This is a genomic window from Cohnella cholangitidis, assembly GCF_014107495.1.
GTDB lineage: Bacteria > Bacillota > Bacilli > Paenibacillales > Paenibacillaceae > Cohnella > Cohnella cholangitidis.
The window spans coordinates 1155642-1181537 of the sequence record NZ_CP041969.1; the positions used below are offsets into that span (position 1 = coordinate 1155642).

Here is a 25896-nt window from a genome sequence, read left to right on the forward strand (position 1 = left end):
TACGGCATCAAAATGTTTTATCGGCACCATAAGCAATCGTTCTTGGAGACGTAGTTCAATAGGTCGGATTTTGATCACGGACTCGTTCTATCTTTATCTTGGCAACATTAGTCATTTGCTTATTCGCTCTAATTATTCGAATGATTATTTTGTGATACAATGAATACTTAAGTTCGAATGTCCGGTTAACGGCACCGAGAAGGCTGAGAAGCTAATCTGGAGGTCAATGACATGCATGATCAAGCAAACCGAATGACCGGAATTATCGATATCGGCTCCAACACCGTCCGTCTTTCCGTTTATCAACTGACGGACAACGGGGCGTACCGCGTCGTTGACCAAGGGCGCTGGCCGGCACGGCTTAGCCAGCGTTTGGACAAGACGGGTTTATTGCCGGACGAAGCCGTTGAAGAGCTGGCGGAAGTGCTCAGACACTTTTGCCGAATATGCCAGAAGCACGGGGCGGATCGCGTTCGCGCGGTCGCGACCGCGGCAATACGCCAAGCCGTTAACAGAGAGTCGATCATCCGGCGGTTGTTCGCGATGACCGGGCTAACGATAGAAGTGTTATCCGGCGAGGACGAAGCTAGAATCGGCAGCCAAGCGATGCTGAACAGCCTTAGCCTCTCGGATTGTTTCGTTGTCGACATCGGCGGCGGTAGCACCGAGATTTCGCTAATCCGGAACAGGAAAGTCGTATCGGCGGTTTCTTTTCCGATCGGTTGCGTCAACACTTCCGCCAAATACGCTTTGGGCAGCGGAACGATCTCTTCGTCCGTGCTTGCGGAAATTCAGTCCGAGGTTCGCCGTCTGCTAAGCGCTCAGAAGTGGATTGCCGGCCATCCCGGACTTCCGCTGATCGGGTTGGGCGGAACCGTCCGCGCGCTTGCCAAGCTCCATCAGAGGGAATCGAATTACGCTTTCCCCCATCTTCACGGATATGAGCTGTCTATCCCCGACCTTTCTTCCGCGCTCGATCTCTTGTCCGCCATCCCGGTCGACAAGAGACGGAAGCTCCCGGGATTGTCCAAAGATCGCGGCGACGTCATCGTGCCCGGGCTCGCAATCCTTCTCGGCGTCATGCAACAGATGCTGGCTTCGCGGTTGGTCGTGTGCGGTACGGGCCTGCGCGACGGGCTGTTCTACGAGACCTGCCTGTCCGGCCATCCCACGGACTCCGAAGATTATGTATTGAATGAAAGCATACGCAATCTGATCGCTTTATATCCGGTTGCTCCCGCAGAACATCTTCAGCAAGTTCGCAAGTTAGCCCTGACGGTATACGACCGATTGTCCCCTAACGCGAAGATGCCTCCGGAATGCCGCCGCTTGTTGGACACCGCGGCGCGGTTGTTCCGAATCGGGACCGTTATCGACTATAACGACAGCGCGGATCATACGTTCTATATGCTATTGCATACGCATTGGAACGGTTTGTCCCACAGGGAGACGATCTTGACCGCCGCCATCGCATCGTACAGAGGGACCAATCCGCTTAGGCGCAAGCTTTCCCCGTACCGGTCGATGCTCGCCGAAGGAGACGACAAGCTCGTTGCCAAGCTCGGTTCGTTGCTGCAGCTTGCCTCCGCGCTCGATCGCAGCGAATCTCAAGCTATCCTATCCTTGGAATTAAGCATTAAAGGATCCAAACTGCACATGGTCGCGGACGCCAGTCACCCCTTGCCCGTCGAGCGCATGGAAGTTGAGAACATCGCCAAGGAGCTCAAAAAAAATTGGGGAATTACTCCCGAACTGACGGTTCGGGTCCAGTAATCCCCCAAGTTCTTATTCGTACGCTGCCGCAACCGATTTCCACAGCGGAATATCCGCCGTCTCGAATTGGCTGCGCAGCGGAACGTTCTCGTTCGTCACGCGCGTATACGAGCCGGTGGATTGCAGCTCCCGCGCCTTGACGTTGTCCTGCAAATTCATATGCAACACGTTCATTAGCATGTGACGAAGCCCCGGATCGTACACGGGACACATCAGCTCGACTCTACGGCTCAAATTACGGGTCATCCAGTCCGCGCTGGAAATGTAAACCTCGTCATTCCCGCCTCCCGCGACGGAAAGAATTCTCGCATGCTCAAGGTAGCGGTCCACGATGCTGATTACGCGTATGTTCTCGCTAAACCCTTGCACTCCCGGCCTCAAGCAGCAAACTCCGCGCACGATCAACTCGATCTTTACGCCCGCCTGCGATGCCTCGTACAGCTTATCGATTATCGATTGATTCGATAAGGAATTCATTTTCGCCACAATTCGTGCCGGACGTCCGGCAAGCGCATGCCCGATCTCCCGGTCGATCAGCTCGAACAGCTTCGGCTTTAAGCCGATCGGCGCCACGGCGAAGGAAGACCATAAATGCGGAGTCGAATATCCCGTCATCTCGTTGAAGAGCGCGGTAGCGTCCGCTCCGATATCCGGATGGCTAGTAAATAAACCTGCATCGGTATAGAGCCGCGCGGTATTCTCGTTATAGTTTCCTGTACCGACATGGACGTATCTCCGCAACGTGTCCGCTTCTTTGCGAACGACCAACATGATTTTGGCATGCGTCTTCAACCCCACCAAGCCATAGACGACATGGCAACCGGCCTTCTCTAGTTGGCGTGCCCATGCGATGTTGCGAGCTTCGTCGAACCGGGCTTTGATTTCAACGACGACGGTCACTTGTTTGCCCGATTCCGCCGCGCTCGCCAAAGCTTGAATGAGCACGGAATTGACGCTGACCCGGTATAAAGTCATCTTGATCGCCAGAACTCCCGGATCGGCTGCCGCTTCCAAAATAAAATCATTTACGACCTCGAACGACTCGTAAGGATGATAAACGAGGACATCCTTCTCGCGAAGCACGGATAACATATCTTCCGTCTCGTCGAATTCCTCCGGATAGACCGGCTCATGCTTCGGATATCGAAGATGATCGTAATTCGGCAACGCGCCGACGAATTTAGACAGGAAACCCAGATCAAGCGGTCCGTCGATCTCGTCGAACATATCGCCTTCCAGCTCCAGTTCATCGCTTAACAGCTCCATCGCGTCCGGATGGATTCCTTTCTCCACTTCAAGCCTTACGGGCAATCCGCGTCTGCGACGGCGCAGCTCCTTCTCGATTTCCTGCAGCAGATCCTCCGCGCCTTCCTCGTTCAACGTCAAATCCGAGTTCCGCGTCACGCGAAAAGAATGAACGGCTTCCGTCCGATATCCGCTGAACAACAAGCCGATATGTTCCTTAATGAGGTCTTCCAGCAGAAGAAAGCTCAGCTTCCTGCTGTTTTTGCGCCCCGGAACGGGTACCGTGCGGGCCAAGATCGAAGGCACTTGAACGATCGCGCAGAACGATTCGTCCTCGTCCTCGCGAGAGTTCTGGCTCTCTTCCTTAAGCACGACCGACAAATAAAGCTCTTTGCTATGCAATAACGGAAAAGGACGGCTTTGATCGACGGCCATCGGCGTTAAAACCGGATAGATAATTCGCTTGAAGTAATCCGTCATCGAAGCCTTCTGATCCTCATGCAGCTCGCGGAAAGTCGTAATGGACACGCCTTCCTTTGCCAGCAGCCGCAAAAGATCCCGATAAGTCTTATACTGTTCGCGAACCATACGGGTCGTCCGTTTCATCAATCGTTTGATCAACCCTTGGGGAGTATAACCCGTGAAATCGGTTTTCAAATATCCCGCTTTGCTCTGAGCTTGCAATCCCGCAACCCTAACGCTCATGAATTCATCTAAATTGCTTTGCACGATTGATAGAAATTGAAACCTTTCCAGAAGCGGCGTATCCGTATCTTCGGCTTCCTCAAGCACCCGTCTATTGAACTCCAGCCAACTTAAATCCCGGTTAATGTACTTTTTGACGCCCGACACTCGGTTTCCCCCTATTCATCCTGCAAGCGACTTCATCTATCATTGCTGACTCGTCTCTTTCATTATGTTGGTCAATTGTAAACTCAACGTTAACGAATCGTTAACGCACAGTTAAAAGAGGGAATAAAGCGTATAATCTTGGAAAATAAAAATAGAATATCGTTCTACCAGCGATTCGGACCGCGCGAGATCGTGAAGCGGCCGCCGCGAACCAAACGTTCAATCCAGCGGTACAGGAACAGCCGATAGATCGGACGTGTAACCGGAATGACCATCGTTAACCCGACGATATCCGTAAAAAAGCCCGGAACGATAAGCAAAATTCCTCCGACTAAAACGCAAAGCCCTTCCAATAACTTATTCCCGGGCGCTTGACCGGAGTGGATTTGCTGCTGGGCTTGCTGCCACACTTTACGTCCTTCCGTCTTGATTAACCAAACGCCTAACGCAGCGGTCGCGATCAATAAAACGAACGTCCCGAAACCGCCGATCCAGCTCCCCACCATATAGATGCCCCATATTTCGATTAACATCGCGATGACCAATACCGGCAACCATTTTTTTTGCACGACTGGCACCTTCCCTCTGCTCGTTTTCCTTACGTCTTAGGCTCACCTGCTAGCCGTACCATCTTATCATACCAGTCCGGCGCTTCGCGCGCGAAACGGACGGGCTTCCACTCCTTGTTGACCCAGACGTGCTTCGTACCGCCTTGCACGAGTATATCCCCGGGCGGTTCCTCTCCTTCATAGCTAAATCCAAGAGTTTCCGTCAAATTGCCGCTAACGACCCGGCTTTCGAATCGAACTCGAATGCTTGTCATCTCCGCTACGCGAGTGCACACCGTAACCCAGTCATCGTAAAGAGCAGGATGCTTAAATGAAGCCTCGACATCCGTAACCGGCAGCAGCAATCCCCGGGCTTCCATTTCCTTGTAGGCAATCCCCGCTTGCCTTACCCACTCCGTTCGCCCGATCTCGAACCAGTTCAAATAGTTCGCGTGATAGACGACCCCCATTTGATCGGTCTCCTGATACCTAACCCGCAAAGGGAACAAAAACCATTTGCCCATCCCGTTACCTCCTAATGCATATGACGTCCGTGCGTCAGGGTTTCCGGTCGTCCGGATATAAAAATCCCCCACAGCAACGCTGCGGGGAATTTTCCAGCACGATCTCTCGATCTATTACATCACTTTTGCTTGGCCGGAATAGATCACGCCGTGCTCTGCATACAAAGTGACTTCCATTTCGTCCTTCAAGAGCTTAATCGCGTCGTTAACGCCTACGATTACCGGGATACCCAGGTTAAGCCCGACTACGGCCGCGTGGCAAGTAATGCCGCCGCATTCCGTGATGACTGCCGCCGCTTGTTCGAAAGCAGGCATGTAATCTTTATCCGTGGACGGAGCCACAAGAATCGCACCAGGCTTCATCTTGCGAATCGCCTCTTCCGGCGTATTCGCGATAACGACTTTACCCGTAGCGCTCTGCGATCCGATTCCTTGGCCTTTGGCGATCAATTCCCCAACGTTGTGGATCTTGATCAGGTTCGTCGTACCGGAACGACCGACCGGAACGCCCGCAGTAATAATGATCGTGTCTCCAAGACGTACGGTACCGGTCTCCATGGCGCCTTTAACGGCAATTTCGAACATTTCGTCCGTTGTTTTCGCGGATACGCCTTTCACCGGAAGGACGCCCCATACAAGCTGCAAACGGCGAAGCACTTGATCGACAGGCGTAACGGCGATGATCTGCGATTTCGGTTTGTATTTGGAAATCATGCGCGCCGTATAGCCGCTCTCCGTAGAAGTAACGATCGCTCTCGCATCCAGATCGAGCGCGGAGTTCGCCACCGCTTGGCTGATCGCTTCCGTAACGGAAGTTTGTTGAGCGTTAGCTTGTTTGATGAAAATTTCGCGGTAGTGCAACGCGGACTCCGCGCGCTCCGCGATGCGGGACATCGTCTCAACGGACTCGACCGGATATTTGCCCGCGGCCGTTTCGCCGGAAAGCATGATCGCATCCGTTCCGTCGAAGATCGCGTTCGCAACGTCGGAAGCTTCCGCGCGCGTCGGACGAGGGTTCCGTTGCATGGAATCCAGCATTTGCGTTGCCGTAATGACCGGTTTGCCCGCACGGTTACACTTCTCGATCATCAGCTTCTGTACAAGCGGAACTTCTTCGGCCGGAATCTCTACGCCGAGGTCTCCGCGGGCAACCATCAGGCCGTCGGAAACTTCAAGAATTTCGTCGAGATTGTCGACGCCTTGTTGGTTTTCGATTTTCGAGATGATTTGAATGTGGCGAGCATCGTGGCGCTCGAGAAGTTCGCGAATTTCCAGCACGTCGCTAGCGCGGCGAACGAAGGAAGCCGCGATGAAATCTACGCCCATTTCGATACCGAATTTGATGTCGCCGATATCTTTTTCCGTAAGTCCAGGCATCGAGATCGCTACGCCCGGAACGTTTACGCCTTTTTTGCTTTTGATTTGGCCGCTGTTAACGATTTGGCATTTGATTTCCGTGCCTTGGATATCAACGACCGTTAGGCCGATCAAGCCATCGTCGATCAGGATCGTCGAACCGACGCTAATATCGCTCGGCAATTCCTTATACGTAATCGGAACGCGGTTGATGTCGCCCAAGATTTCTTCCGTCGTCAAGGTAATGTATTCGCCTTGAACAAGCTCGATCGGCTCTTCTTTCAATTTGCCGAGACGAATTTCCGGACCTTTGGTGTCGAGCAGGATCGCAACCGTTTTGTTAAGATCCTGGCAAGCTTGGCGGATCGTTTTCATCCGGGTGCCGTGCTCTTCGAAGTCGCCGTGGGAGAAGTTCAGACGGGCGACGTTCATGCCGGCGCTGATCAATTTTTTGGTGTTTTCCAATGATTCGCTGGAAGGGCCGATCGTACACACAATTTTTGTTTTACGCATGATTTCTTTTTCCTCCGTTTTTCTATCCATGGTCGCATTTATATAGAGCTATTCAAGCTCTGCGGTACCGAAACGCCCGACTTTACGGAACTTCTGGTACCGGTCTTCCCTCAGTTCATCCGGGGTCATCCGCAGCAATTCCTGCAAATGGCGCCAAACGGCTTCCTTGATCGCTTCGGCCTGCATAGCCTTATCGCGGTGAGCGCCGCCTTGCGGCTCCGGAATAATGTCCTCGATGATGCCGAACTCGAGCAAATCCTTCGCGGTGATTTTCATCGCCTCCGCTGCTTCGTCCGCCTTGGAGGCGTCCTTCCACAGAATCGATGCGGCTCCGTTAGGCGAAATGGCCGAATAGATCGCGTTTTCCAGCATCAACACTCGGTTGCCAACGCCTAGCGCCAACGCGCCGCCGCTGCCGCCCTCTCCGATGACGACGCAGATGATCGGCACGCCGAAAATCGCCATCTCCAGAAGATTGCGGGCGATTGCTTCCGATTGATTACGTTCCTCGGCGGTATTGCCGGGATAAGCACCCTTGGTATCGATGAACGTAATGATCGGACGCCCGAACTTATTCGCTTGCTGCATGAAGCGCAACGCTTTGCGAAAGCCTTCCGGGTGAGGGCTCCCGAAGAACCGTTGGATATTGTCCTTCGTATCCTTGCCGCGCTGGTGACCGACAACGGTAACGGGAATGCCGTTAAGCTTGGCCAATCCTCCGACGATCGCTAAGTCGTCGGCGAATACTCGGTCTCCATGCAGCTCGATAAAATCCGTGAATACGAGATTTATGTAATCAAGAGACGTCGGACGTTGATGATGGCGGGCCATATGCATGATCTGAGCCGCGCTCATATTATCGTAGATCTCCGCTTCAAGCTCTTTGTAACGCTGTTCCAGCCTTCCGATTTCATCCGTGAAATCAATTTGCTTCTCGGCTCCGAAATGCTTGAGCTCGTCTATTTTTTTGCGTAATTCGGCGAGCGGCCTCTCAAAGGGCAGTTCACTGGACATCGGCCGGCTCTCCTTTCCCCGCGTGCATGTCTAGCAGCTTCGTCAGCAACGCTTTCATTTCCTTACGGTGCACGACTTTGTCTAATTGGCCGTGCTTCAGGTTGAATTCGGCCGTTTGGAAATTGTCCGGCAGCTTCTGACGGATCGTCTGTTCGATAACGATACGTCCAGCGAAACCGACGATCGCTCCGGGCTCGGCCAAGTTATAATCGCCAAGGCTCGCGAAGCTGGCCGATACGCCGCCAAGGGTAGGATCCGTAAACACGGAGATAAACAAACCGCCTTGCTCCTGGAATTTCGCAAGAGCCGCGCTTGTTTTGGCCATCTGCATCAAGCTTAGAATGCTCTCTTGCATTCTAGCCCCGCCGGAAGTAGAGAAAAAGACAAGCGGAAGTTGTTTCTCGGTCGCTTTTTCGATCGCGCGCGTAACCTTCTCGCCGACGACGGAGCCCATGCTTCCGCTGAAGAAATCGAAGCTCATCACGCCGATGACGACGCCGAAACCGCCGATCTCGCCTTCTCCGGTAATGACCGCGTCCTTCAATCCGGAGCTTGCTTTTTGCTGTTCCAGCTTCTTAGCGTATCCCGGGAACTCCAAAGGATCCTCGGAGACCAGATCTTCGTCAATCTCAAAAAGACGCCCCTCATCGAGCGTCATCGCGATGCGCTCCCAGGCGTTTAAACGGAAATGATGTCCGCAAGTCGAACAAACTTTCAGGTTCTTCTCCAGCTCTTTGCTGAATTGAATCGTTCCGCATTTCGGGCAACGGTTCATTAACCCTTCGGGAATATCCCTCTTCGTGCGTTCCGAGGGAACGACGGCATATTTTTTCTTCTGAAATAAATCCTTGAACACTGCGACACCTCACAAGCGATATATGGGGACCGTCAAGCTTTGGGTATCGTACTAAATTACAGGTGCAGAATGCTGCCTAATACGTCTTGCACTTCCCGCACTTCGCCAGATGGTACCAATATTTCGTACTGCGGTTTGGTAAGATTAATGGGGCGTACCTGTACGAGAAATCCTTCATCGGTTAGACGCTTCTGAATTCGTTCGGCAATCTTAGCGGTCGGTGCGATGTAGATGACCGTCCACATGAAGCGGTACCCCCAGTTTCTTAGACATTCGATTGGAATAGATAATTTTAAATAGAAAACTTCTGCATTAAGCAATAAGGAAATCATAGCACAGATGCCGCAAGACTAGCAACCGAACTACCTCAGTTTCCCTTATGTTGCCAGCCCGCGCCGCGCTCTCAGTCGTCGGGCGTGTATGGGAGAGTAGTCGATGTTGCGGGTATTCCCGTCTCCCCTCTCCGATAACGGCGCCGCGTGCCGCTATTTTGCTCTCGGATCAAGATTGCCCTCGGATAACGGCACCGTGTGCCGCTATTTTGCTCTCGGAGCGAGATTGCCCTCGGATAATGGCACGCGTGCCGCTATTTTGCTCTCGGAGCGAGATTGCCCTCGGATAACGGCGCCGCGTGCCGCTATTTTGCTCTCGGAGCAAGATTGCCCTCGGATAACGGCACCGCGTGCCGCTATTCTGCCTCTCGGAGCAAGATTCGCCTAAGTTTCTCGTGCACGCGCTTGGCACGGCATGTAGCGATATCGATCTTGCCCTCCGTATAACGGCACCGCGTGCCGCTATTTTGCTCTCGGAGCGAGATTGCCCTCGGATAACGGCGCCGCGTGCCGCTATTTTGCTCTCGGAGCAAGATTGCCCTCCGATAACGGCACCGCGTGCCGCTATTTTGCTCTCGGAGCAAGATTGCCCTCGGATAACGGCACTGCGTGCCGCTATTAACCTCCACGAGTAATTTAACCTTATTAAGGTAACATAACGCCTCGCAAGAGGCGTTGATTCATATCACACTTCGCCATTTCCCGCCAACAACCCGCGCAACCTTCACTTCACCCTTATGCTTCCCTCGCCGAGCAGCTTCTCCATTTCCTCGACCAGCTCCGGAGTCGGCTCGACTTTATATTCGTCGCTCAGCGCTACGGTTCGCTTTTCCCTCTCGTAGCGAAGAACGGTCACTAGTTGGCCCGGGTGCGTTTTAAGCAGCAGCTTAAGCCGAATAAGCGTCGCCGGCTGTTCGTGAGCGGCATCTATTAGAATGTACACTCTTTGCGGAGCTTCGATCATCGTCGGAGTTGCGGGCTTGACGGCAGCGGCACTCGCGGCTGCCACAGGCACTGCACCTTTCGCGCCTTGCGCAGTCGCCCCCGGTCGACCCGGATAACTTCCGCCCGAGCCCGGACCCGAGCCCGAACGCGACGACTGGCCAATGCGGCGAAGCCGTTCCGCCTGCAGCTTCAGATTCGCGCTTTCAAGCGGCAATATATCGTCCGCGAGCAGCTTGTAATCCTCATCGCCTAGCTGAACCTTAGCGCGAACGAATACCAACGAGCCTTTCTTGACGAATGAAGCCGACTTCGCCCACACGCTAGGGAAAGCGACAAGCTCCGTCCCCATGATCCGATCCTCGATTTCCAAAAACGCCATCGATTGCCCTTTGCGCGTTACGAAAGGCTTAAGCGATACGATCATGCCCGCGGTAAACACGGTCGATCCGTCCGCCATTTCCGAGATATCCACCAACCTGTCGAGCTTCAGCTCGTCCATCAGTTCATCGAACGCATCCAACGGATGCCCGGATAAGTATAGCCCCATCAAATCTCTTTCCAGCTCCAGCATTTGCGTCTGGGTATAAGGCGGAACGTTGGGAAGATCGACATTCCAATTCGGGGACTCCTCGAAGTCGAACAGCTCGATCTGCAGCTCTTCCCGTTCCTTGCGCCATAACGCCGCCGCCGCGAGCGTAGGCTCCAACGCTGCCAATTGCTGCGAACGATGGCCCGGCAACGATTCGAGAGCGCCCGCCTGCACGAGCGACTCGATGACCCGCTTGTTGCACACGCGCGAATCCACGCGCCTGCAGAAGTCGCTTAAGCTCTCGAAAGAGCTCTCCCCCCGTTCCCTCATGATGCTCTCGATCGCTTGCGTGCCGACGTTCTTCACCCCCGCAAGCCCGAAACGGATCGCTCCCTTGCCCGACTCGCCCGCAGCCGCGATCGGAGTAAACAACACGCCGCTCTCGTTCACGTCCGGCTTCAACACCTCGATGCCCATCCTGCGGCATTCGTCTACGTATTCCGCCGTCTTGCGCTGGTTGCCTACGACCGCCGTCAACATGGAAGCCATGAACGCGACCGGATAATGCGCCTTCAAATAAGCCGTCTGGAAAGCCAACACCGCATATGCGGCGGCATGCGCACGGCAGAAGCCGTAGTCGGCGAAGCGAACGATCAGGTCGTATACGCCGTTCGCCTCTTCATCAGAATAGCCTTGCTTCAAGCTCCCCCGGACAAAAAACTTCCGTTGCTCGTCAAGCACTTCCCGCTTCTTCTTGCTCACCGCGCGACGCAGCAAATCCGCTTCGCCCAGCGTAAATCCGGCCATCGCAGAAGCGATCTGCATAATCTGCTCCTGATAGACGATAATCCCGTACGTATCGGATAAAATCGGTTCGAGAGTCGGATGAGGATACTCCACCTCGATTAAGCCGTGCTTCGCCCGAATGAATTGCGGAATAAACTCCATCGGCCCGGGCCTGTACAGCGCAACCGCCGAAACGACGTCTTCGAACGAGGAAGGCTTCATCTCTTTGAGCACCCGGCGCATTCCCGAGGATTCGAGCTGGAAAATCCCCGTCGTCTCCCCGCGTCCCATCAGCTCGTAAGTGTCCTTATCTTCGTAGGACACTTCCTCCCACCGCAATTCCCTTCCGGTTTGTTCCCGGATGGAGACAAGCGACCGTTCGATGATGGACAAAGTACGCAAACCGAGAAAATCCATCTTGAGCAAGCCGACCGCTTCCAGGTTCTCCATCGAATACTGGGTCAACGGAACGCCGTCGGTTCCTTCCTGCAACGGCACGTAGTCCGTAAGCGGATCTGACGAAATGACGACTCCGGCCGCGTGGGTAGACGCATGGCGCGGCATCCCCTCGACCCGCTTCGCCATCGCGATCAGCTCCGCGGCGCCGGAGCCGCCTTCCGCCAATGCCCGAAACTCCGCGTTCTCCTTCATGGCCCGTTCGATCGACATCCCCGGCATGCCCGGGATGAGCTTCGCGGTCTTATCGACTTCGCCGTAAGGCAAATTAAGCACCCGGCCAACGTCGCGCACCGCCGCGCGGGCAGCCAACGTTCCGAAAGTAATGATCTGCGCCACGTGTGCGGCGCCGTACTTCTCCACGACGTAGCGGATAACTTCGTCGCGCCGTTCGTCGCTGAAGTCGATATCGATATCCGGCATGCTGACCCGTTCGGGATTTAGGAACCGCTCGAACAAGAGCTTATGTTTGAGCGGATCGACGTCTGTGATTTTCAATACGTACGCAACCAAGCTTCCCGCCGAGGAACCGCGCCCAGGTCCCGTCACGATGCCGTGCTCGTGCGCATAGCGAATAAAATCCCACACGATCAGAAAGTAATCGTCGAACCCCATCTCGCCGATGACGCGCAGCTCGTAGCGAAGGCGCTCCTCCGCCGCCGAGCGGTACTCGGCGTCCTCCCACTCCGGCAGCCCTTCGAAGCGCTCCCGCAAGCCTGCCATGCACAGCTCTTCCAAATACCTCGCAGCCGAGCTCCCTTCCGGCAACGGGTTAAACGCCGGCAAAACGTGTTTGCCGAACTCAAGCTCAAGCGAGCAGCTATCGGCGATCTTCACCGTATTGGCGATCGCTTCGGGAACATGTCGGAACAACGCCGCCATTTCTTCCCCGCTTTTGAGGAATAACTGGTTCGTCGAAATCTTAAAACGATCCGGATCGTCGACCGTCTTGCCGGTTCCAATGCACATCAGCACGTCCTGCAGGGAGTTATCCTCTTCGCAGATGTAGTGCGAATCGTTCGTTGCGGCTAGCGGAATTCCCAACTCCTCGGACAGCTTTAGGACTCCGGCCGTTATTTTCTTCTGGTCCAGAATGCCGTGATCTTGAATTTCCAAGTAATAATCTTCGCCGAACAAGTCCCGGTACCTCATCGCCGTCGCCTTGGCCGCCTCCTCGTTGTCGTCCATCAGTTGGCGCGACAATTCGCTGCTCATGCAGCCGCTGAGACAGACGAGGCCTTCGGCGTGGGCAGATAACGCCTCGAAGTCGATGCGCGGACGATAATAGAAGCCTTCCAAATGCCCGATCGAAGTTAGTTTCATCAAGTTCCGGTAACCGGTCTCGTTCTTGGCGAGCAACGTAAGATGATAAGTCGGCTGTTCCTTGCGCGATTGCTTGTCGTGCCTGGAACCGGCCGTGATATAGGCTTCCATGCCGATTATCGGTTTAATGCCGTGCTCAAGGCAGGCTTTATAGAAGGGAATGGCGCCGTACATGACGCCGTGATCCGTAAGGGCAAGCGATGTCATGCCAAGCTCGGCCGCTTTGGCCGCCATCTCCTTGATGCGAGCCGCGCCATCGAGCAGGCTGTATTCGCTATGAACGTGTAGATGAACGAAATCGCACATGGAGATCCCTACTTTCCCGTTTAATCTCTGATTTTGCGAACGGTCTTTTATATGAATTGTATCATAAGGAGATAGGCCAGTCCCATAGATATGATAGTGTAGCTGACGATAGAGCGGACGCCGCGCAAGCTGCTTGTCCGTTCCACGGTGGAGGGATACGTATGGACGAATTTTTTACGAAAGCGGCGTTCAGCTTCTTCATTGCTTTCGGCGTCGTATTGGGCGGAGCGCTGCTCGCGGGAATGGGTTCCGTATTTTTGATGACCCCGCCCAAGGAGAAGATGCTTCAGGTCGCGAGCAATTTGAAAATATGGGCGCTCGTCGCCGCGGTCGGCGGAACGATCGACCCGATCCGCGTCATCGAATCGCACGTGCTCGTCGGATATTTGTCGCCGGCGATGCAGCAGATCGGCTATATTTTATTTGCTTTCTTAGGCGCCCATCTGGGAGTCGAGCTCATTCAATGGCTTCACAGCAACGGAGGGTGAGGTGCCATTATGCGGGTGCCTACGTTCGAACGATTTCAGCGGTTCATGCAGGTGACGGCCTTTTTCGTATGCGGGATGATCGTAGGCAGCGCAGTCTATAACGCGTTAAAGATCAACGTGGTGAACGAAGTGATTCAGAAAAACTACGAGTTGAAAGATCAGTTGGAGACGATCAAGACGGATCTCGAGCTCGCGCAGCAGGTGCGCAAAGAGAACGTTATCCGCAACATCGTAACGATCTTCCGCAACGATCAAGGGAATTCGGAAAACCTCGACATCATGACGGAAAAGGAACTGAAAAGAAGACTTAAAGAGGATTTGAATATTATTTTCCTGGGACGGAACATCTACACGATTAACACCGATGCCGAGGTCGCGAGGAAGCTGCTTAACAAAAAAGTATACGACCATGTCGAGGATCAGGACTACGAGGTAACGATCCGAACGATGCTTCTCGTCGATGGCGTGCTGCAAGTGTGGGTAGAAGCCAAGAAACACCTGAATAAATAATGTTAAGCGGTAAGGATACCGGAACCTTGAGAAGTCCCCGGCGGAAGGAACGCAGCTCCCTCTTAGGAGCGCGTTCCTCTTCTTTTGTGGTACAATAGTTGGCGTTAAGGATTGAGCTAAAGGAGCTGTTTAACTAACATGATCGACGCGTTGGAATGGGTGTTCGGCGCCCTTATTATCGTGACTTGTTTCCTGTCCGCCCTCTATAGCTTCCGTTCCCGCCGGACGAGAGAAGGCCGGTTGCGCGGGTTGTATGCTTCGCGAATGAATATTTCCATGGGGCTGATGCTCATCTTTATCGCCGCTTTGCTCATGATCGTCTTCACCGGTTCATCGGTTAAGGTCGTCGTCGGGGCGTTGTTTATATTGCTCGGCTTGTTCAACTTGTTCGCCGGCTTGCGCAACCATTCGCACTACGCGAGACTGCAGCAATAGCCCTTCGTTCTAAGCCGGATCGATCGTCTGCGCGGTCAGCATCGCTTTCGCAATGACGTCCCCGTCATGCACCGCTTGCACTTCCACCTTCACGTACCGTCTGCTCGCTTCGATAATATGGGGGACGATGGAGATACTCGCGTCGACCGGAACCGTGCGCAAGAAGTAGGTCGTCATATTATCCAGAACGTGCTCCCTCTTCCGCAAATCTTCGACCGCCCGGCTAGCCGCCTGCTGCATGAGCGAAGTCAGAACCCCTTCCGAGATCGTTCCTAACGGGCCCGACATCTGCGGGGTGGCCAAGCCGGTAAAGAATAAGCGGCTCTCCGAATCCCGCTGCTCCGCGAACCCTCCCCACATGAGCGCATCGAAGGTTTCTCCCAGATGGGCCGGGCGGTTGGCGAATTGCATCGCCCGCAGCACTTCTCCCCTGCTGATCGCCCCGACAAGCTTGCGTTGCCGATCGACGACGGGAAGCAGCTCGATGCCTTCCGATACCATGCGATGGGCTGCGGATGCGACTGGCGTATTCATCGTTACGGTCATCGGCCTCCGAGTCATCAGCTTGTCCAGCGTCTGATCCGGGGGAGAATCGATTACGTCCTTGGACGTAATCATCCCGACAACGCGGTTCCATTCGTCGGTAACCGGGAAACGCCTGCTTCCCGATTCGGCGCTAAGCTTCAGGAAGTCGGCGACTTCCGACGATTGCTTCAATACGCCGTTGCGTGACGTTGGTTCAAGCAGATCGGCGATGATCATGATTTTGCGTTTAATGAGTCTATCGTACATAGCCCGGTTAATCATGGATGCAACCGTGAACGTATCGTGACGGCAGGTGAGAATAGGCAGCTCTCGTTCGTTCGCCAGCGCCCGCACTTCCTCGCTCGTCCCGAATCCCCCCGTAACTAGCACGCCGGCCCCTTGCTCGAGCGCGATTCTGTGGGCATTTTCCCGGTTACCTACGATTAGTAAGCTCCCCGCGTCGATATACGTCATCATTTCGCCGAGTTCCATCGCTCCGATGACGAATTTATGCAGCGTCTTCTCCAAGCCTTCTTCTCCGCCCAACAAGCTCCCTTGAACGATTTCCAACACTTCCGCGAAAGTTAATTGCTCCGGATGGCTTCGTCTTTTTCTATCCACCCGTACCGTTCCGATTCGTTCCTTCGTGCTGACTAACCCTAATTGCTCGGCTTCCTTTAGGGCCCGGTACGCGGTTCCTTCGGAAACGCCGCGGTCTTTCGCCATTTGACGAACCGGTACTTTCGTACCGATCGGAAGCTCGCGGATATATTGGAGAAGCTGCTCGTGCTTCGAGAGTTCATTCGGATTGTTATCGTTGCCGGGCATATGGCTACCTGCTTTCTTAGGGTCTTTAGGTAATCTTTAGGTAATATTTTTGTTGCATTTATAGGGGCACCTATTCCACAGCATACCAAAAAACTGTAAAGTAGATTTATGTTCATACGACATTATATCTATTAATTCGACTTAATTCGACATTTATAAGGAGGATGCTTGTGGACATGCTGTTAGATTACTTCAAGCTCGTTATTCTACTGTCCATCCCGCAAGCATTGATCCATATCTGGCTTACCTTCGAGCTCTGGGGATTAAAACCGATGCTGCACTACCGGAAGCTCATCCTCTATGCCGTCGTGAACTCGCTGATCGTCGATTTGGATATTTGGAGCGTCACCATGCCGGTTCACATGCTTACTTCGACCTGCTTAAACTTTATCGTCATGTTTTTCGTTTTTCGGAGTTTCGGCAATAGAAAAATGCTTATTGTCTTTTTATCCAACCTTGCGCTCCTACTATTGGTGGAATTGTTATGCACGCCGCTCCTTCAATTGGTTTACGGCCCTTCCGCCCGGGATTTAATGATCGACTACTATCTGCTCCAGAGACTGTCCGGATATGCGGCCGTCGGCTTTATTTTCTTTTGTATATCCCGTTACTTGGAAAAGAGAAACTTCATCTTCTTCCATCGATTATACCAATATTTGGCGAGCATCAAACAGACCCGGGGAAGAGAGATTTTGCTGCTGACGCTTTTCCAAGCTTTCCTTCTCGGAATATTATTTTATATCGGATTGGAACAAAAACAGCGCTATACGGAAATGACCTATAATATCTTGATCTATGCATTAGTCGTATTGACCTTCGGAGCCTTCTTCTTCACGATCCGGCTGTTGGTAAACATCCGCGAGGAAGCCGTGCGCAAGACGCAGGATATATACGTAGAGGAACTCGGCAAAATGTTTACATCGATTCGCGGGCAACGCCACGACTTCCTTAATCACGTACAGGTCATGTCTTCCATGTTGAGAATGAACAAAATCGATCGGCTTCGAAGCTATATGGAAGACATCGTCAAGGAAGCGCAAATCGACAGCGAAATCATTTCGCATCCTACTCCCGCGCTGGCCGCCTTCATTCAGGCTAAAAAAGAAATGGCCATCACCCGAAATATCGATTTTACTTATGAAATCCCGAATAGCTTGGACATCGAATCTTCGATCAAATCCATCGACTTGGTGAAAATCATGGGCAATCTCGTCGACAACGCCTTCGATGAAAGCGATATGCTTCCGATGGAACAACGGCTCGTGCATCTTTCCATTCGCCTCTCGGACGGGATGCTGGAGATAGAAGTCCGGAACCAAGGAAGGCTTCTGTCCGAACAGGATAAGTCGATGATTATTCTTCCCGGCTATACGACCAAGAAGTCCGGGCATTCCGGACTTGGGCTTGCGATCGTGCACGAAAGAGTGCAATTCTACAAAGGGCTGCTCGATATCGAATCTTGGGAGGAGAAGGGCACATCCATTCTCGTGACGTTGCCGCAGCGCTAAAGCTTCCCTCATCTGAACGAATAAAGGCTGTATCCGGTCCTTCAGCGGGACCGGTACAGCCTTTATTCGCGGTTAATTTACGTAATGATCGTATATACCAAGAATAGCAAAAACATATAAGCCGCTACGGAATAGACGATATATAGAAATCTGCGTTCCCTGCTTACCTGGTGAAGCTCTTCCGCCTGAGTAACGACTAACAGCAAGTTAATGAGCAGCAGAATAACTCCGATCAGCATGGACAGTTGCAACGATACGAAGGCGACGACGCCGGATACGATCCAGCCAGCCCCGAATAATAGCTGCGTGCTTCCGTGGAACGTTACGGCTTCCATCCAGCTGCGTTTGGCTCCTCCAAGCCAATTGCCGACCAGCGTCAGCGAGCCGACGAGCAGCGCGATGGAAAATATACCGATGACCAAATATTTGCCAGGCGTCGTGAACCCGAGCAAGCTCAGGAAAACGAGATTCCCGAGGCCGCCGAACAAATCGTTCTTAATCTCCTCTTGTATGGCCCAAATCCAGAAGAAAAATCCGATAACCCCTACCCCGGCGCCGATGGCTCCGTAAATCCATTCCGTAAGCGGCTGAAGCTTTAAGGCCGCCGAAGGGTTTTTCACTAGCTCCAGCAGCTTCTGCACATCGATTCCGTTCGCCGGGGCGCTTTGCGTCACGCTCCCTGCGTTCGGCAATGGCGTAGGCGCGCCCTCCGCGGCCGCTGCCGCGGTCTGAAGCTCGCCTTGCTCCCGTATTTCCTCTTTGCGTAATTCCGGCTGATTCGAATCCTGGTCGGGCATGTCGAATTTTCCTCCTCGGAACAACTTAGGAATATTTTACCTAAATCCACTTGTTCGACGAGAAGTGTTAATATCCTTTAATTTTGTAACATTTTCAATTGATAGAACTCGCCCTTCCGCTCCATCAGCTCTTCATAGGTACCGATCTCCACGCACTGGCCTTGCTTCATGACGACGATGCGGTCGGCATCCCGGATCGTCGATAGGCGGTGAGCGACGATGAACGTCGTGCGCCCCGCGATCAGCTGTTTCATCGCTTGCTGTACGTGATATTCGGATTCGTTATCGAGCGCGGACGTCGCTTCGTCCAGCAGAATGACTTTAGGATTGCGGACTAGCGCCCTTGCGATCGCAATCCGCTGCCGTTGCCCGCCGGATAGCCGCCCGCCATGCTCTCCGACCGGCGTATCGAGTCCCTCGGGCAATTGCGCGATGACGTCCTCCAGATGAGTCATGCGGATAACGTCTTCCAGCAGTTCGTCGCTGACCGTCGGCAGGCCGTACGTGATGTTCTCCCGGATCGTGCCGGAGAAGAGCACCGTATTCTGGTGCACGACCGCAATATGCTTGCGATAGGCAATCATGTCCAACTCGTCCATCGGAATGCCGTCGATTTTCACTTGCCCTTGAATCGGCCGATTAAACCCGATGACCAGATTGAGCACCGTCGATTTCCCGGCTCCCGAAGCTCCGACTAGGGCAATACTCTCGCCTGCCTTAACCTCCAAGTTGAAATCCGACAAAATATGCCGGTCGGAATTCGGATATCCGAACTCGATGTTATCGAAATGGAATTGGCCTTTAACCGATTCGACCTTTCTTTTGCCTTGGTAGGCTTCCGTATCTTTCGACAGAAGGATTTCGGTTACCGAATAGATCGACTCGAAGCCTTTGGCGATGTTCGGATAGACGTTGAGCAATTGCGTGATCGAGTTCAAGATCATGCCGAAGAACGATTGGTATAGCACGACGTCGCCGACGGGAATTTTCCCCTTGAGCGCGAGCCAAACCGTGAACCCGAGGCAAAGCACTTGGAAGAGCTGAAAGGTTACCCATGCGGAAGAACCGAAATAAGCTTCCACGATATCCAGCTTGTAACCTTTCGTGCGCAAATGGGTCAGCGTATTGTCGATCTTCTTGATCTCCGTTTGCTCGAGGCCGTGTGCTCTCGTGACCGGCATCATTCCGACCATTTCGGACACTTGCCCGGACATCGTCTCGATCTGCTTGCGAAATTCCATGTTCGAGCGCCTGATCTTCTTGCGGAAGAAGGAAATGACGAACAACGCCGTTGGAATCGTGAGGACGAAAAAGCCCATAACCGTCAAATTCCGCGAAGCGGTAATGACAATGGCGACGATCACGCTAAGAATAGCGGGAAAAACGGACAACATGAATTGCTTGGATAGAAATTCGATCGCTTCGACGTCGCGAAGCACTTTGGCTTGCAGCTTGCCCGCGGCAAGTTCCCCGTGCGCGGACATCGACAACCGTTGCAGCTTGCGAACGAGCGTGCTTCGCAATCCCGCTTCCACGAAGCGGATCGCCTTGCTCATATAGCCGATATGGAGCACTTGTGTCGGAATGTTCTGAATGATGACGACGGACAAAATGATGATGTTCCACCACAACGTCTCCATCCCGTATTTGTCGGGGTTCGACGCCATGTTGATTAGATTCGCCGTTACGATCGGAAGGATATAGATCGGCGAATGTTTGATCAAGAAAAACAAGATGGAAAGCAATAGCTTGGTCCAATGCTGCCTGTACAGCACGAACAACAGCCTAACCGGCTTACGCTCGGTCAATGAATCATCGTTCAATAGATGCTCAAAGCCGTAAGAGTGGGATTCGTTTCGGTTCATCGTGGCGGATTGCAAAATGTGTCTCTCCTCTGAACGCGCGTTTATGACTTTCATTTTCATTCATTTCCGCAACGATGTAAACCCCTTCGAATTGTTTTTTTATTGTGTTTTATTGTGTTTTTTCCTTCGTTTGTCCTCACCAAGGCAGACGATTCCCGAGCAGATCCACGTAAGAGGGTTGATCGGAAACGTAATGTTCGGGACGATCGGCAAGCTCCAGGATGTGCGCCGCGGACTGCGCCGGCGTGTAGGTCGCCGCCGCGTCCAGCTTGCCTTGCATATGCGTCTGAACCCATCCCGGATGAACGGACAACAGTTGAACTCCAAGCGGATTCAGTTGGTTATGAAGCAACGCCGTTTGCATGTTAAGCGCGGCTTTCGACATGCTGTAGGCGAACCAGTTCGTCCGATAACAATTGCCGATGCTGCCCGCTTCCGAGGAAATGTTCAGAATCGTCTTTCCATCCGATTGAAGCACGCGATCCAGCAAAGCCTGCGTCACCCTTAACGATCCTATGGCATTCACGTTATATACGTCGAGCATCTCTTGGTACGGCAACTCGTCGAAAATCGTTCTCTCGATATCGCCAAGCCTCGCCGCATTATTGATAAGCAAATCGATTCGGTCGGTCCTTTCGCCGATCCATTTCGCAGCCTCGTTTACGCTGCGATCTTGAGAAACATCCATATGTACGGTATAGAGATAAGCGGCATGCCGCTTGCCTAATTCCGATAGCCCCTCGCTATCCGCCGTTTCGAATCGTCCTGCGAACACCTTATACCCTCTGTTCAACAAACCGGAGGTCAACGCCAGCCCCAACCCGTGATCCGTCCCCGTTACGCAGGCGACTTTATCCATTTTTATTCCTCCTTAACGTCGATAGCTATATCAAGTATAAGAGATGATTCGCTTGATCTCCATTCCAACGTGGCGCGAACAAACCAAGTTGAACGAAAAAAAGGCCGGGCATTCCCTAACCGGGAATGGCCAGCCTTATACGCTCCAAAAGCTCTTATTACCAAGTCACGTACCCCGGAGATCCCGGCGTCGTATTGCCGATCAAGTCGATGACCGGAATCGTGTACGCGATTAAGATCAGCACGACGGTAAGCGTAATCCACAGCTTCCAATTTTCCAGAAACCGCGGCGTCGGTTCGGAGCCCTCGGACACCTCGCCGATCGGGTATTCCGTCTCTCCCTTAGGAGCTCGCATTAAGGAATAAATATTGTAAATAATCAGCAGCACTCCGATGAACAGGATGATGCCTCCGATCGCCATCGCCACATGATACGGCATCCATAGCACGGCGTCCGGATGATCGTCGTAAGTATTGTAAGCCGTACGTCTAGGCGAGCCTAGCAAACCGACCGTGTGCATGGAGCCCGACATGAAGAACATGCCGATGCACCAGATCAAAGTCTGTATAATGCCCAGCTTGTTCATTCGCGGCGTAAGCACGCGACCCGTTACGACCGGAATCAGCCAGTATACGATGCCGAAGAACGTAAGCGCGACGCTTGTCGCGACCGTGAGATGGAAGTGTCCCGTTACCCACAGCGTATTATGAACGACGGCGTTCATCTGGTTACTGGCGTTAACCAAACCGCCGGCGCCAGCCGGGATGAAGATCAGCATCCCCATGAACGGCGCGAAAAATCTGACGTCTTTCCACGGCAATACTTTGACCCATCCGAACAGCCCTTTAGCGCCTTTGGACCTGCCGTTAAGCTCGAAGGTAGCGAACAGGGAGAAAGCCGTCATTAGCGACGGAATGACAACCATGAACGTCAAGACTACCTGCAAGTATTTCCAGAAGTGGCTAATGCCCGGCTCCATCAATTGATGGTGGAAACCGACCGGAATCGAGAACAACAAGAACAATGCGAAAGACATACGGGCTAGCGCGTCGCTGAATATTTTGCCCCCGATGATTTTCGGAATAATGACGTACCAGCACATATACGCCGGCAGCAGCCAGAAGTAGACGAGCGGGTGACCGAAAAACCAGAATAACGTCCGGCTTAACACCACGTTAACCGTGTCCACCCAACCGAAAGACCACGGGATGAGCTGTACGACTACCTCAAGAGCTACCCCGATCGTGGCGATCTGCCACAACAGCATCGTCATTACGGACATGTAGCCGAATAGCGGAGACAGCTTGCCTTTGTTGCTTTTTTTCCACCGAGCATATTGGTACATGATCCCGTAACCGCTTAGCCAACTGCCGATGACGACAAGCGCTAGGGCAACGTAGAAGTATGGGGATGCCTTCATCGGGGCGTAGAACGTGTAGAGTACGCTCGCTTTGCCGAGAAGAATGACGATGACCCCGATGATCGTGCCGACGGACATGAGGAAAAATCCGAGCCAGCCCAATTTCTTCGTCCGCGGAAGGAGCTTTCCTCCCAACGTCTGGGAGATGCCGGAGTACAGGAATCCGACGATGAAGTAAGTCGTGAAGATAAGCGCCATCAGCACGCCATGCGCGGTGAGCAGCTCGTAATATCCGATATTGGCGGGTAAAGTGATCGTACCGCCTTTAACCATCCCTTGCAGCATGCCTGCAATGCCTCCGAGCAACAGCGCTCCGAACGCGAACAGGATATGGGCAAGCACCAGTCGGCCGTCTTGGCGGTCGAACGGCTTAGTTTGAGTCGTAGTCATGGGATGCGGCCTCCTATTTCACCACGAGGGTGGTTTTCATCATTTCATGGGCAATCCCGCAATACTCGTTGCATAGGATCAAATATTCGCCTGGCTTGGCGAACGTATGGGTTACCTGGCTGATTTCGCCCGGAGTAACCATGACGTTGACGTTCGTGCCCGGAATTTCGAAGCCGTGAACGACATCCGACGAGGTGACTTTGAAGTGGACCGTGGCGCGGCCGGCACTTCCATCGGTTCCATCGGATCGTAGCCGAACGCGTACGCGACCATTACCGCTTCGTATTCGTTATCCCCGATCTTCTTTAATTCGGGCTTGTCGAACGGAGCCGTCTGGCTTACTTTCGTAGGGTCGATATGATGAACGTGTTCATTGGGCGGCGCGATCCCTTGCGAGAACGTCATGATTCCTAGCACGAGCAAGAATACGGCCAGCATGGACACCCCGATGCCGAGCCAGATTTTCTCCAGTCGATGCATGTGCATATTGTGTCTTCCCCCTTATCTAATCTCGTGCGATGAATAATAAGAAAATCCCAATCCAGACAAGCGCCAAAAAGGCTCCCAGCAGCAATACCGATACGAAAGTTCCTTTGAGCGGCTGATCTTTCGAATCGGGTGCAGAGCTAGTTTCATTCGGCTTAGCTGCCGTTCGTTCATCACGCATTCCGGATTCCTCCTGATCTCAAGTTTGTTTTCATTGTAGAAATTTTCGACAACTTGCACTGTGATAATTGTCACGGGATTTCGACATCGATTGTGGACGATTTGTTACATGGCTGTCGGGCGATCTGACGGCGGTACGGGGAAAAGTAGCGGAGCGGATGCTCCAGCGGCTGGCTCCAATAGCGTTATGCCATAATGCTATTGGACAATAACGAGGGGGGTTGGGCGCAAATAAAGTGATGGCGTAACGCTATAAGACTAGACTCAACGCATTACCGGCGTTTGCTGCACAATAGCGTTATTCCATAAAGCTACCTCGCGTCTCAAGCTGCGTTCCGGAATGCTTAACGTTATGCCATCATCTTATTTGTCGCAGCGTAAAAACCCCCATCGCCGGGCGAGCCGACGATGGGGATTGAGAGGTTATCTTCTTGCTTCAAGTTTATTCCACGATCAGCTTGCCGACCATATCGTTATGGCCTTTGCCGCAGAAAATGGAACAAATATATTTGAATTCTCCGGCTTTGTCGGCTACGAAAGTAACGGTAGCGTTCCCTTTGATTTCCTTATCGTAGCCTTCGATTTTGATGGCATGGTTACCTTGGCTGTTTTTGAGCGTAATGCTGACTTCCTCGCCCTTTTTCACTTTGATCTCTTCTTGGTCGAACTTAAAGTTCGTGGCATCGATCGTGATCGCTTTCGCCGCGCCGCCTCCAGCCGCTGCTGGAGATGAGCTTGCTTCCTCCTTGTTGTTCTTGCCTCCACATCCGGAAGCAATCAACATCGCTGCCAACAGCAGTCCGCTTAACGCCATCCATTTTTTCATCTGACCTAACTCCCTCCATCGATATCGTCTTGTTCAGACTCATCATAAAGCCGGGAGGGGTTACCAACTGTGATATGCCTCACACCGTAACAATATTGACACATCTTGACAAGCTTGGAGAATTATCAAAAAACCCTCTCTTCCGAACCCGTTTAGGAACGAAAAAGAAGGCTTACGCCGATGTTTCAGCGACAAAAAAGATGCGTCCTGCTGCTTTAAATCTTTAGCTCCCCGAGCTTAATAAGCTCGACAACCGCTTGAGAACGACCTTTGACATTCAGCTTTTGCATCACGTTCGAGATGTGGTTGCGGACCGTTTTCTCGCTGATAAACAAGTGCTGCGCAATGTCGCGGGTCGTCTTATCTTGCACTAACAGCTCAAAGACTTCGCGTTCCCGATTGGTGAGTAGGAATTTGCTTTTATGGTCGCTGCCCTTCAACGTTTGTCACCCCTCCTTGCCCGGGAATGTTGTGATTACAAGGTATAGGGATACAGTCAACTTTATCATATGAAAGGGTTTTTCTTGTGGTGCGGAGGTCTGACAAAATGGGCGCAAAAAGAAAAGCCTAAGCTCAAAGATCCCTCTTTTGAACTCGGCTTTTTATGGTTAAAGCTTATAGCATGGAGAACTATGGAGAACTACGAAATTTATCGGTTTCTTGTACCCGAAGGAGCCGGGAAAACACGTTCGACAAGGGCGTTAAACTCGGCTAGGAAGCCCTGAATCGGATGCCCCGCCCTCACGTCGTTGGCGTAGCCTTTCATCCGGCCCGTGAAGTCGGGGTTTGCGGATACGTATACGTTCTCCACCGATGGCGACAGCGTCTTGACTTGATCGGCGATTTTATCCTTCACCGCGTCCGTCACCGACGCCGAAGTATTTCCCTTATTTGCTCTGTTGTCCTCTGTAACGGCAACGTAGGCGTTATGATCTGTCATCATGACGTAAGCGGAATCGATGCCCGGCATCGCGGCGATTTTGTTCGCGATTTTATCGCTCGTCTCGATTCGGGAATTCCCGTGCATACCGATTACGTTGTTATTTTCTCTTCTTATTCCGTACATCCGGTTTTGCTCATTGTCTTGATCGTTGGCAAACCGCATGCGGGTCATTCCGTTTCCGGTCAAGCCGTTGCCGTAAACGTTGTTATTTCGAACGGCGTTCGGACGGATATTTTTATTCCCAAGATCCCCCGTCTTCTGCATGCATCCCGACAAGGCAATTGCGGAAGATAATAAGACGGCAGTCATCAATATTCCTTTACGCACGATAGAAAATGCCCCCCTTTATGGTAAATGCTCAGCGTTATCCGACAAGGCATAGGATTCGCTTTGAAACGTTGATTTATGCCAATAATATAGGCATACCGCTGTTGACTTTTTGGTTCGCCGGCATTAACATGAAGATATTAATACCTGG

General features: G+C 52.7%; 23 protein-coding genes and 1 pseudogene. 6 read left to right on the forward strand and 18 right to left on the reverse strand.

The features are described 5' to 3' along the window. Nucleotides 1-231: 231 nt before the first annotated feature. Complete coding sequence (locus FPL14_RS05700) at nucleotides 232-1773, forward strand: Ppx/GppA phosphatase family protein (protein WP_182302102.1); 1542 nt, start codon at nucleotides 232-234, stop codon at nucleotides 1771-1773. A gap of 12 nt (nucleotides 1774-1785) precedes the next feature. On the opposite strand, the gene ppk1 is transcribed toward FPL14_RS05700, so the two are convergent. The 7 genes from ppk1 to FPL14_RS05735 all read right to left on the reverse strand — a co-directional run bounded on the left by ppk1 (nucleotide 1786) and on the right by FPL14_RS05735 (nucleotide 8926). Further along, nucleotides 1786-3870: a polyphosphate kinase 1 gene (gene ppk1 / locus FPL14_RS05705; protein ID WP_182302103.1), complete on the reverse strand. Its 2085-nt coding sequence runs from the start codon at nucleotides 3868-3870 to the stop codon at nucleotides 1786-1788. Nucleotides 3871-4034: 164 nt separating this feature from the next. Continuing rightward, nucleotides 4035-4439: an FxsA family protein gene (locus FPL14_RS05710; RefSeq protein WP_229263796.1), complete on the reverse strand. Its 405-nt coding sequence runs from the start codon at nucleotides 4437-4439 to the stop codon at nucleotides 4035-4037. Nucleotides 4440-4468: 29 nt separating this feature from the next. After that, the gene (locus FPL14_RS05715) at nucleotides 4469-4942 is read right to left on the reverse strand and encodes an acyl-CoA thioesterase (RefSeq protein ID WP_182302104.1); all 474 of its coding nucleotides are present in this window, start codon (nucleotides 4940-4942) and stop codon (nucleotides 4469-4471) included. Between the two features lie 114 nt (nucleotides 4943-5056). Next, nucleotides 5057-6811, reverse strand: a complete 1755-nt coding sequence (gene pyk, locus FPL14_RS05720; protein ID WP_182302105.1) for a pyruvate kinase — start codon at nucleotides 6809-6811, stop codon at nucleotides 5057-5059. A 48-nt stretch (nucleotides 6812-6859) separates the two neighbouring features. Next, a complete protein-coding gene (locus FPL14_RS05725; RefSeq protein ID WP_182302106.1) occupies nucleotides 6860-7825 on the reverse strand; it encodes an acetyl-CoA carboxylase carboxyltransferase subunit alpha in 966 nt (321 codons plus the stop codon). Next, entirely contained in the window at nucleotides 7815-8681 is an 867-nt protein-coding gene (gene accD, locus FPL14_RS05730) for an acetyl-CoA carboxylase, carboxyltransferase subunit beta (protein ID WP_182302107.1), read from the reverse strand. The genes FPL14_RS05725 and accD overlap by 11 nt, the downstream gene beginning before the upstream one ends. A gap of 56 nt (nucleotides 8682-8737) precedes the next feature. Beyond that, nucleotides 8738-8926 carry a glutamate decarboxylase gene (locus tag FPL14_RS05735; RefSeq protein WP_182302108.1) on the reverse strand — a complete coding sequence of 63 codons (189 nt, stop codon included), beginning with the start codon at nucleotides 8924-8926 and terminating at the stop codon, nucleotides 8738-8740. Between the two features lie 190 nt (nucleotides 8927-9116). Here FPL14_RS05735 and FPL14_RS05740 point away from each other — a divergent pair, with 190 nt between their 5' ends. Beyond that, on the forward strand, nucleotides 9117-9401 hold the full coding sequence (locus FPL14_RS05740) for a hypothetical protein (RefSeq protein WP_182302109.1): 285 nt from the start codon (nucleotides 9117-9119) through the stop codon (nucleotides 9399-9401). A gap of 336 nt (nucleotides 9402-9737) precedes the next feature. Here the strand turns inward: FPL14_RS05740 and FPL14_RS05745 are convergent, their stop codons facing one another. Continuing rightward, nucleotides 9738-13358 carry a DNA polymerase III subunit alpha gene (locus FPL14_RS05745; RefSeq protein WP_182302110.1) on the reverse strand — a complete coding sequence of 1207 codons (3621 nt, stop codon included), beginning with the start codon at nucleotides 13356-13358 and terminating at the stop codon, nucleotides 9738-9740. Between the two features lie 161 nt (nucleotides 13359-13519). Between FPL14_RS05745 and FPL14_RS05750 the strand changes: the two genes are divergently transcribed. The 3 genes from FPL14_RS05750 (at nucleotide 13520) to FPL14_RS05760 (ending at nucleotide 14791) form a co-directional block, all read left to right on the forward strand. Next, nucleotides 13520-13846 (forward strand): YtrH family sporulation protein, encoded by a 327-nt coding sequence (locus tag FPL14_RS05750; RefSeq protein ID WP_182302111.1) that lies wholly within the window; start codon nucleotides 13520-13522, stop codon nucleotides 13844-13846. 9 nt (nucleotides 13847-13855) lie between these two features. Continuing rightward, nucleotides 13856-14356 carry a sporulation membrane protein YtrI gene (locus FPL14_RS05755; protein WP_182302112.1) on the forward strand — a complete coding sequence of 167 codons (501 nt, stop codon included), beginning with the start codon at nucleotides 13856-13858 and terminating at the stop codon, nucleotides 14354-14356. Between the two features lie 138 nt (nucleotides 14357-14494). Continuing rightward, nucleotides 14495-14791 carry a YtpI family protein gene (locus tag FPL14_RS05760; protein WP_182302113.1) on the forward strand — a complete coding sequence of 99 codons (297 nt, stop codon included), beginning with the start codon at nucleotides 14495-14497 and terminating at the stop codon, nucleotides 14789-14791. A gap of 9 nt (nucleotides 14792-14800) precedes the next feature. On the opposite strand, the gene FPL14_RS05765 is transcribed toward FPL14_RS05760, so the two are convergent. Further along, nucleotides 14801-16144: a DRTGG domain-containing protein gene (locus FPL14_RS05765; protein ID WP_182302114.1), complete on the reverse strand. Its 1344-nt coding sequence runs from the start codon at nucleotides 16142-16144 to the stop codon at nucleotides 14801-14803. Between the two features lie 176 nt (nucleotides 16145-16320). On the opposite strand from FPL14_RS05765, the gene FPL14_RS05770 reads away from it, so the two are divergent. After that, on the forward strand, nucleotides 16321-17652 hold the full coding sequence (locus tag FPL14_RS05770; protein ID WP_229263943.1) for a sensor histidine kinase: 1332 nt from the start codon (nucleotides 16321-16323) through the stop codon (nucleotides 17650-17652). 77 nt (nucleotides 17653-17729) lie between these two features. Here FPL14_RS05770 and FPL14_RS05775 read toward each other — a convergent pair whose 3' ends face one another. The 9 genes and pseudogenes from FPL14_RS05775 to FPL14_RS05815 form a co-directional block, all read right to left on the reverse strand. Continuing rightward, the gene (locus FPL14_RS05775; protein WP_182302116.1) at nucleotides 17730-18449 is read right to left on the reverse strand and encodes a hypothetical protein; all 720 of its coding nucleotides are present in this window, start codon (nucleotides 18447-18449) and stop codon (nucleotides 17730-17732) included. Between the two features lie 77 nt (nucleotides 18450-18526). After that, a complete protein-coding gene (locus FPL14_RS05780) occupies nucleotides 18527-20329 on the reverse strand; it encodes an ABC transporter ATP-binding protein (protein ID WP_229263797.1) in 1803 nt (600 codons plus the stop codon). Between the two features lie 121 nt (nucleotides 20330-20450). Further along, nucleotides 20451-21173 carry an SDR family NAD(P)-dependent oxidoreductase gene (locus tag FPL14_RS05785; RefSeq protein WP_182302117.1) on the reverse strand — a complete coding sequence of 241 codons (723 nt, stop codon included), beginning with the start codon at nucleotides 21171-21173 and terminating at the stop codon, nucleotides 20451-20453. 157 nt (nucleotides 21174-21330) lie between these two features. Beyond that, a complete protein-coding gene (locus tag FPL14_RS05790) occupies nucleotides 21331-22983 on the reverse strand; it encodes a b(o/a)3-type cytochrome-c oxidase subunit 1 (RefSeq protein ID WP_182302118.1) in 1653 nt (550 codons plus the stop codon). Nucleotides 22984-22996: 13 nt separating this feature from the next. Beyond that, a pseudogene (locus tag FPL14_RS05795) lies at nucleotides 22997-23469 on the reverse strand (cytochrome c oxidase subunit II). Nucleotides 23470-23488: 19 nt separating this feature from the next. Then, a complete protein-coding gene (locus FPL14_RS05800; protein ID WP_182302119.1) occupies nucleotides 23489-23650 on the reverse strand; it encodes a cytochrome c oxidase subunit 2A in 162 nt (53 codons plus the stop codon). A gap of 441 nt (nucleotides 23651-24091) precedes the next feature. Continuing rightward, nucleotides 24092-24475 carry a cupredoxin domain-containing protein gene (locus FPL14_RS05805; RefSeq protein WP_182302120.1) on the reverse strand — a complete coding sequence of 128 codons (384 nt, stop codon included), beginning with the start codon at nucleotides 24473-24475 and terminating at the stop codon, nucleotides 24092-24094. A gap of 215 nt (nucleotides 24476-24690) precedes the next feature. After that, a complete protein-coding gene (locus tag FPL14_RS05810; protein ID WP_182302121.1) occupies nucleotides 24691-24915 on the reverse strand; it encodes a helix-turn-helix domain-containing protein in 225 nt (74 codons plus the stop codon). Nucleotides 24916-25124: 209 nt separating this feature from the next. Beyond that, a complete protein-coding gene (locus FPL14_RS05815; RefSeq protein WP_182302122.1) occupies nucleotides 25125-25745 on the reverse strand; it encodes a YhcN/YlaJ family sporulation lipoprotein in 621 nt (206 codons plus the stop codon). Nucleotides 25746-25896 lie beyond the last annotated feature (151 nt).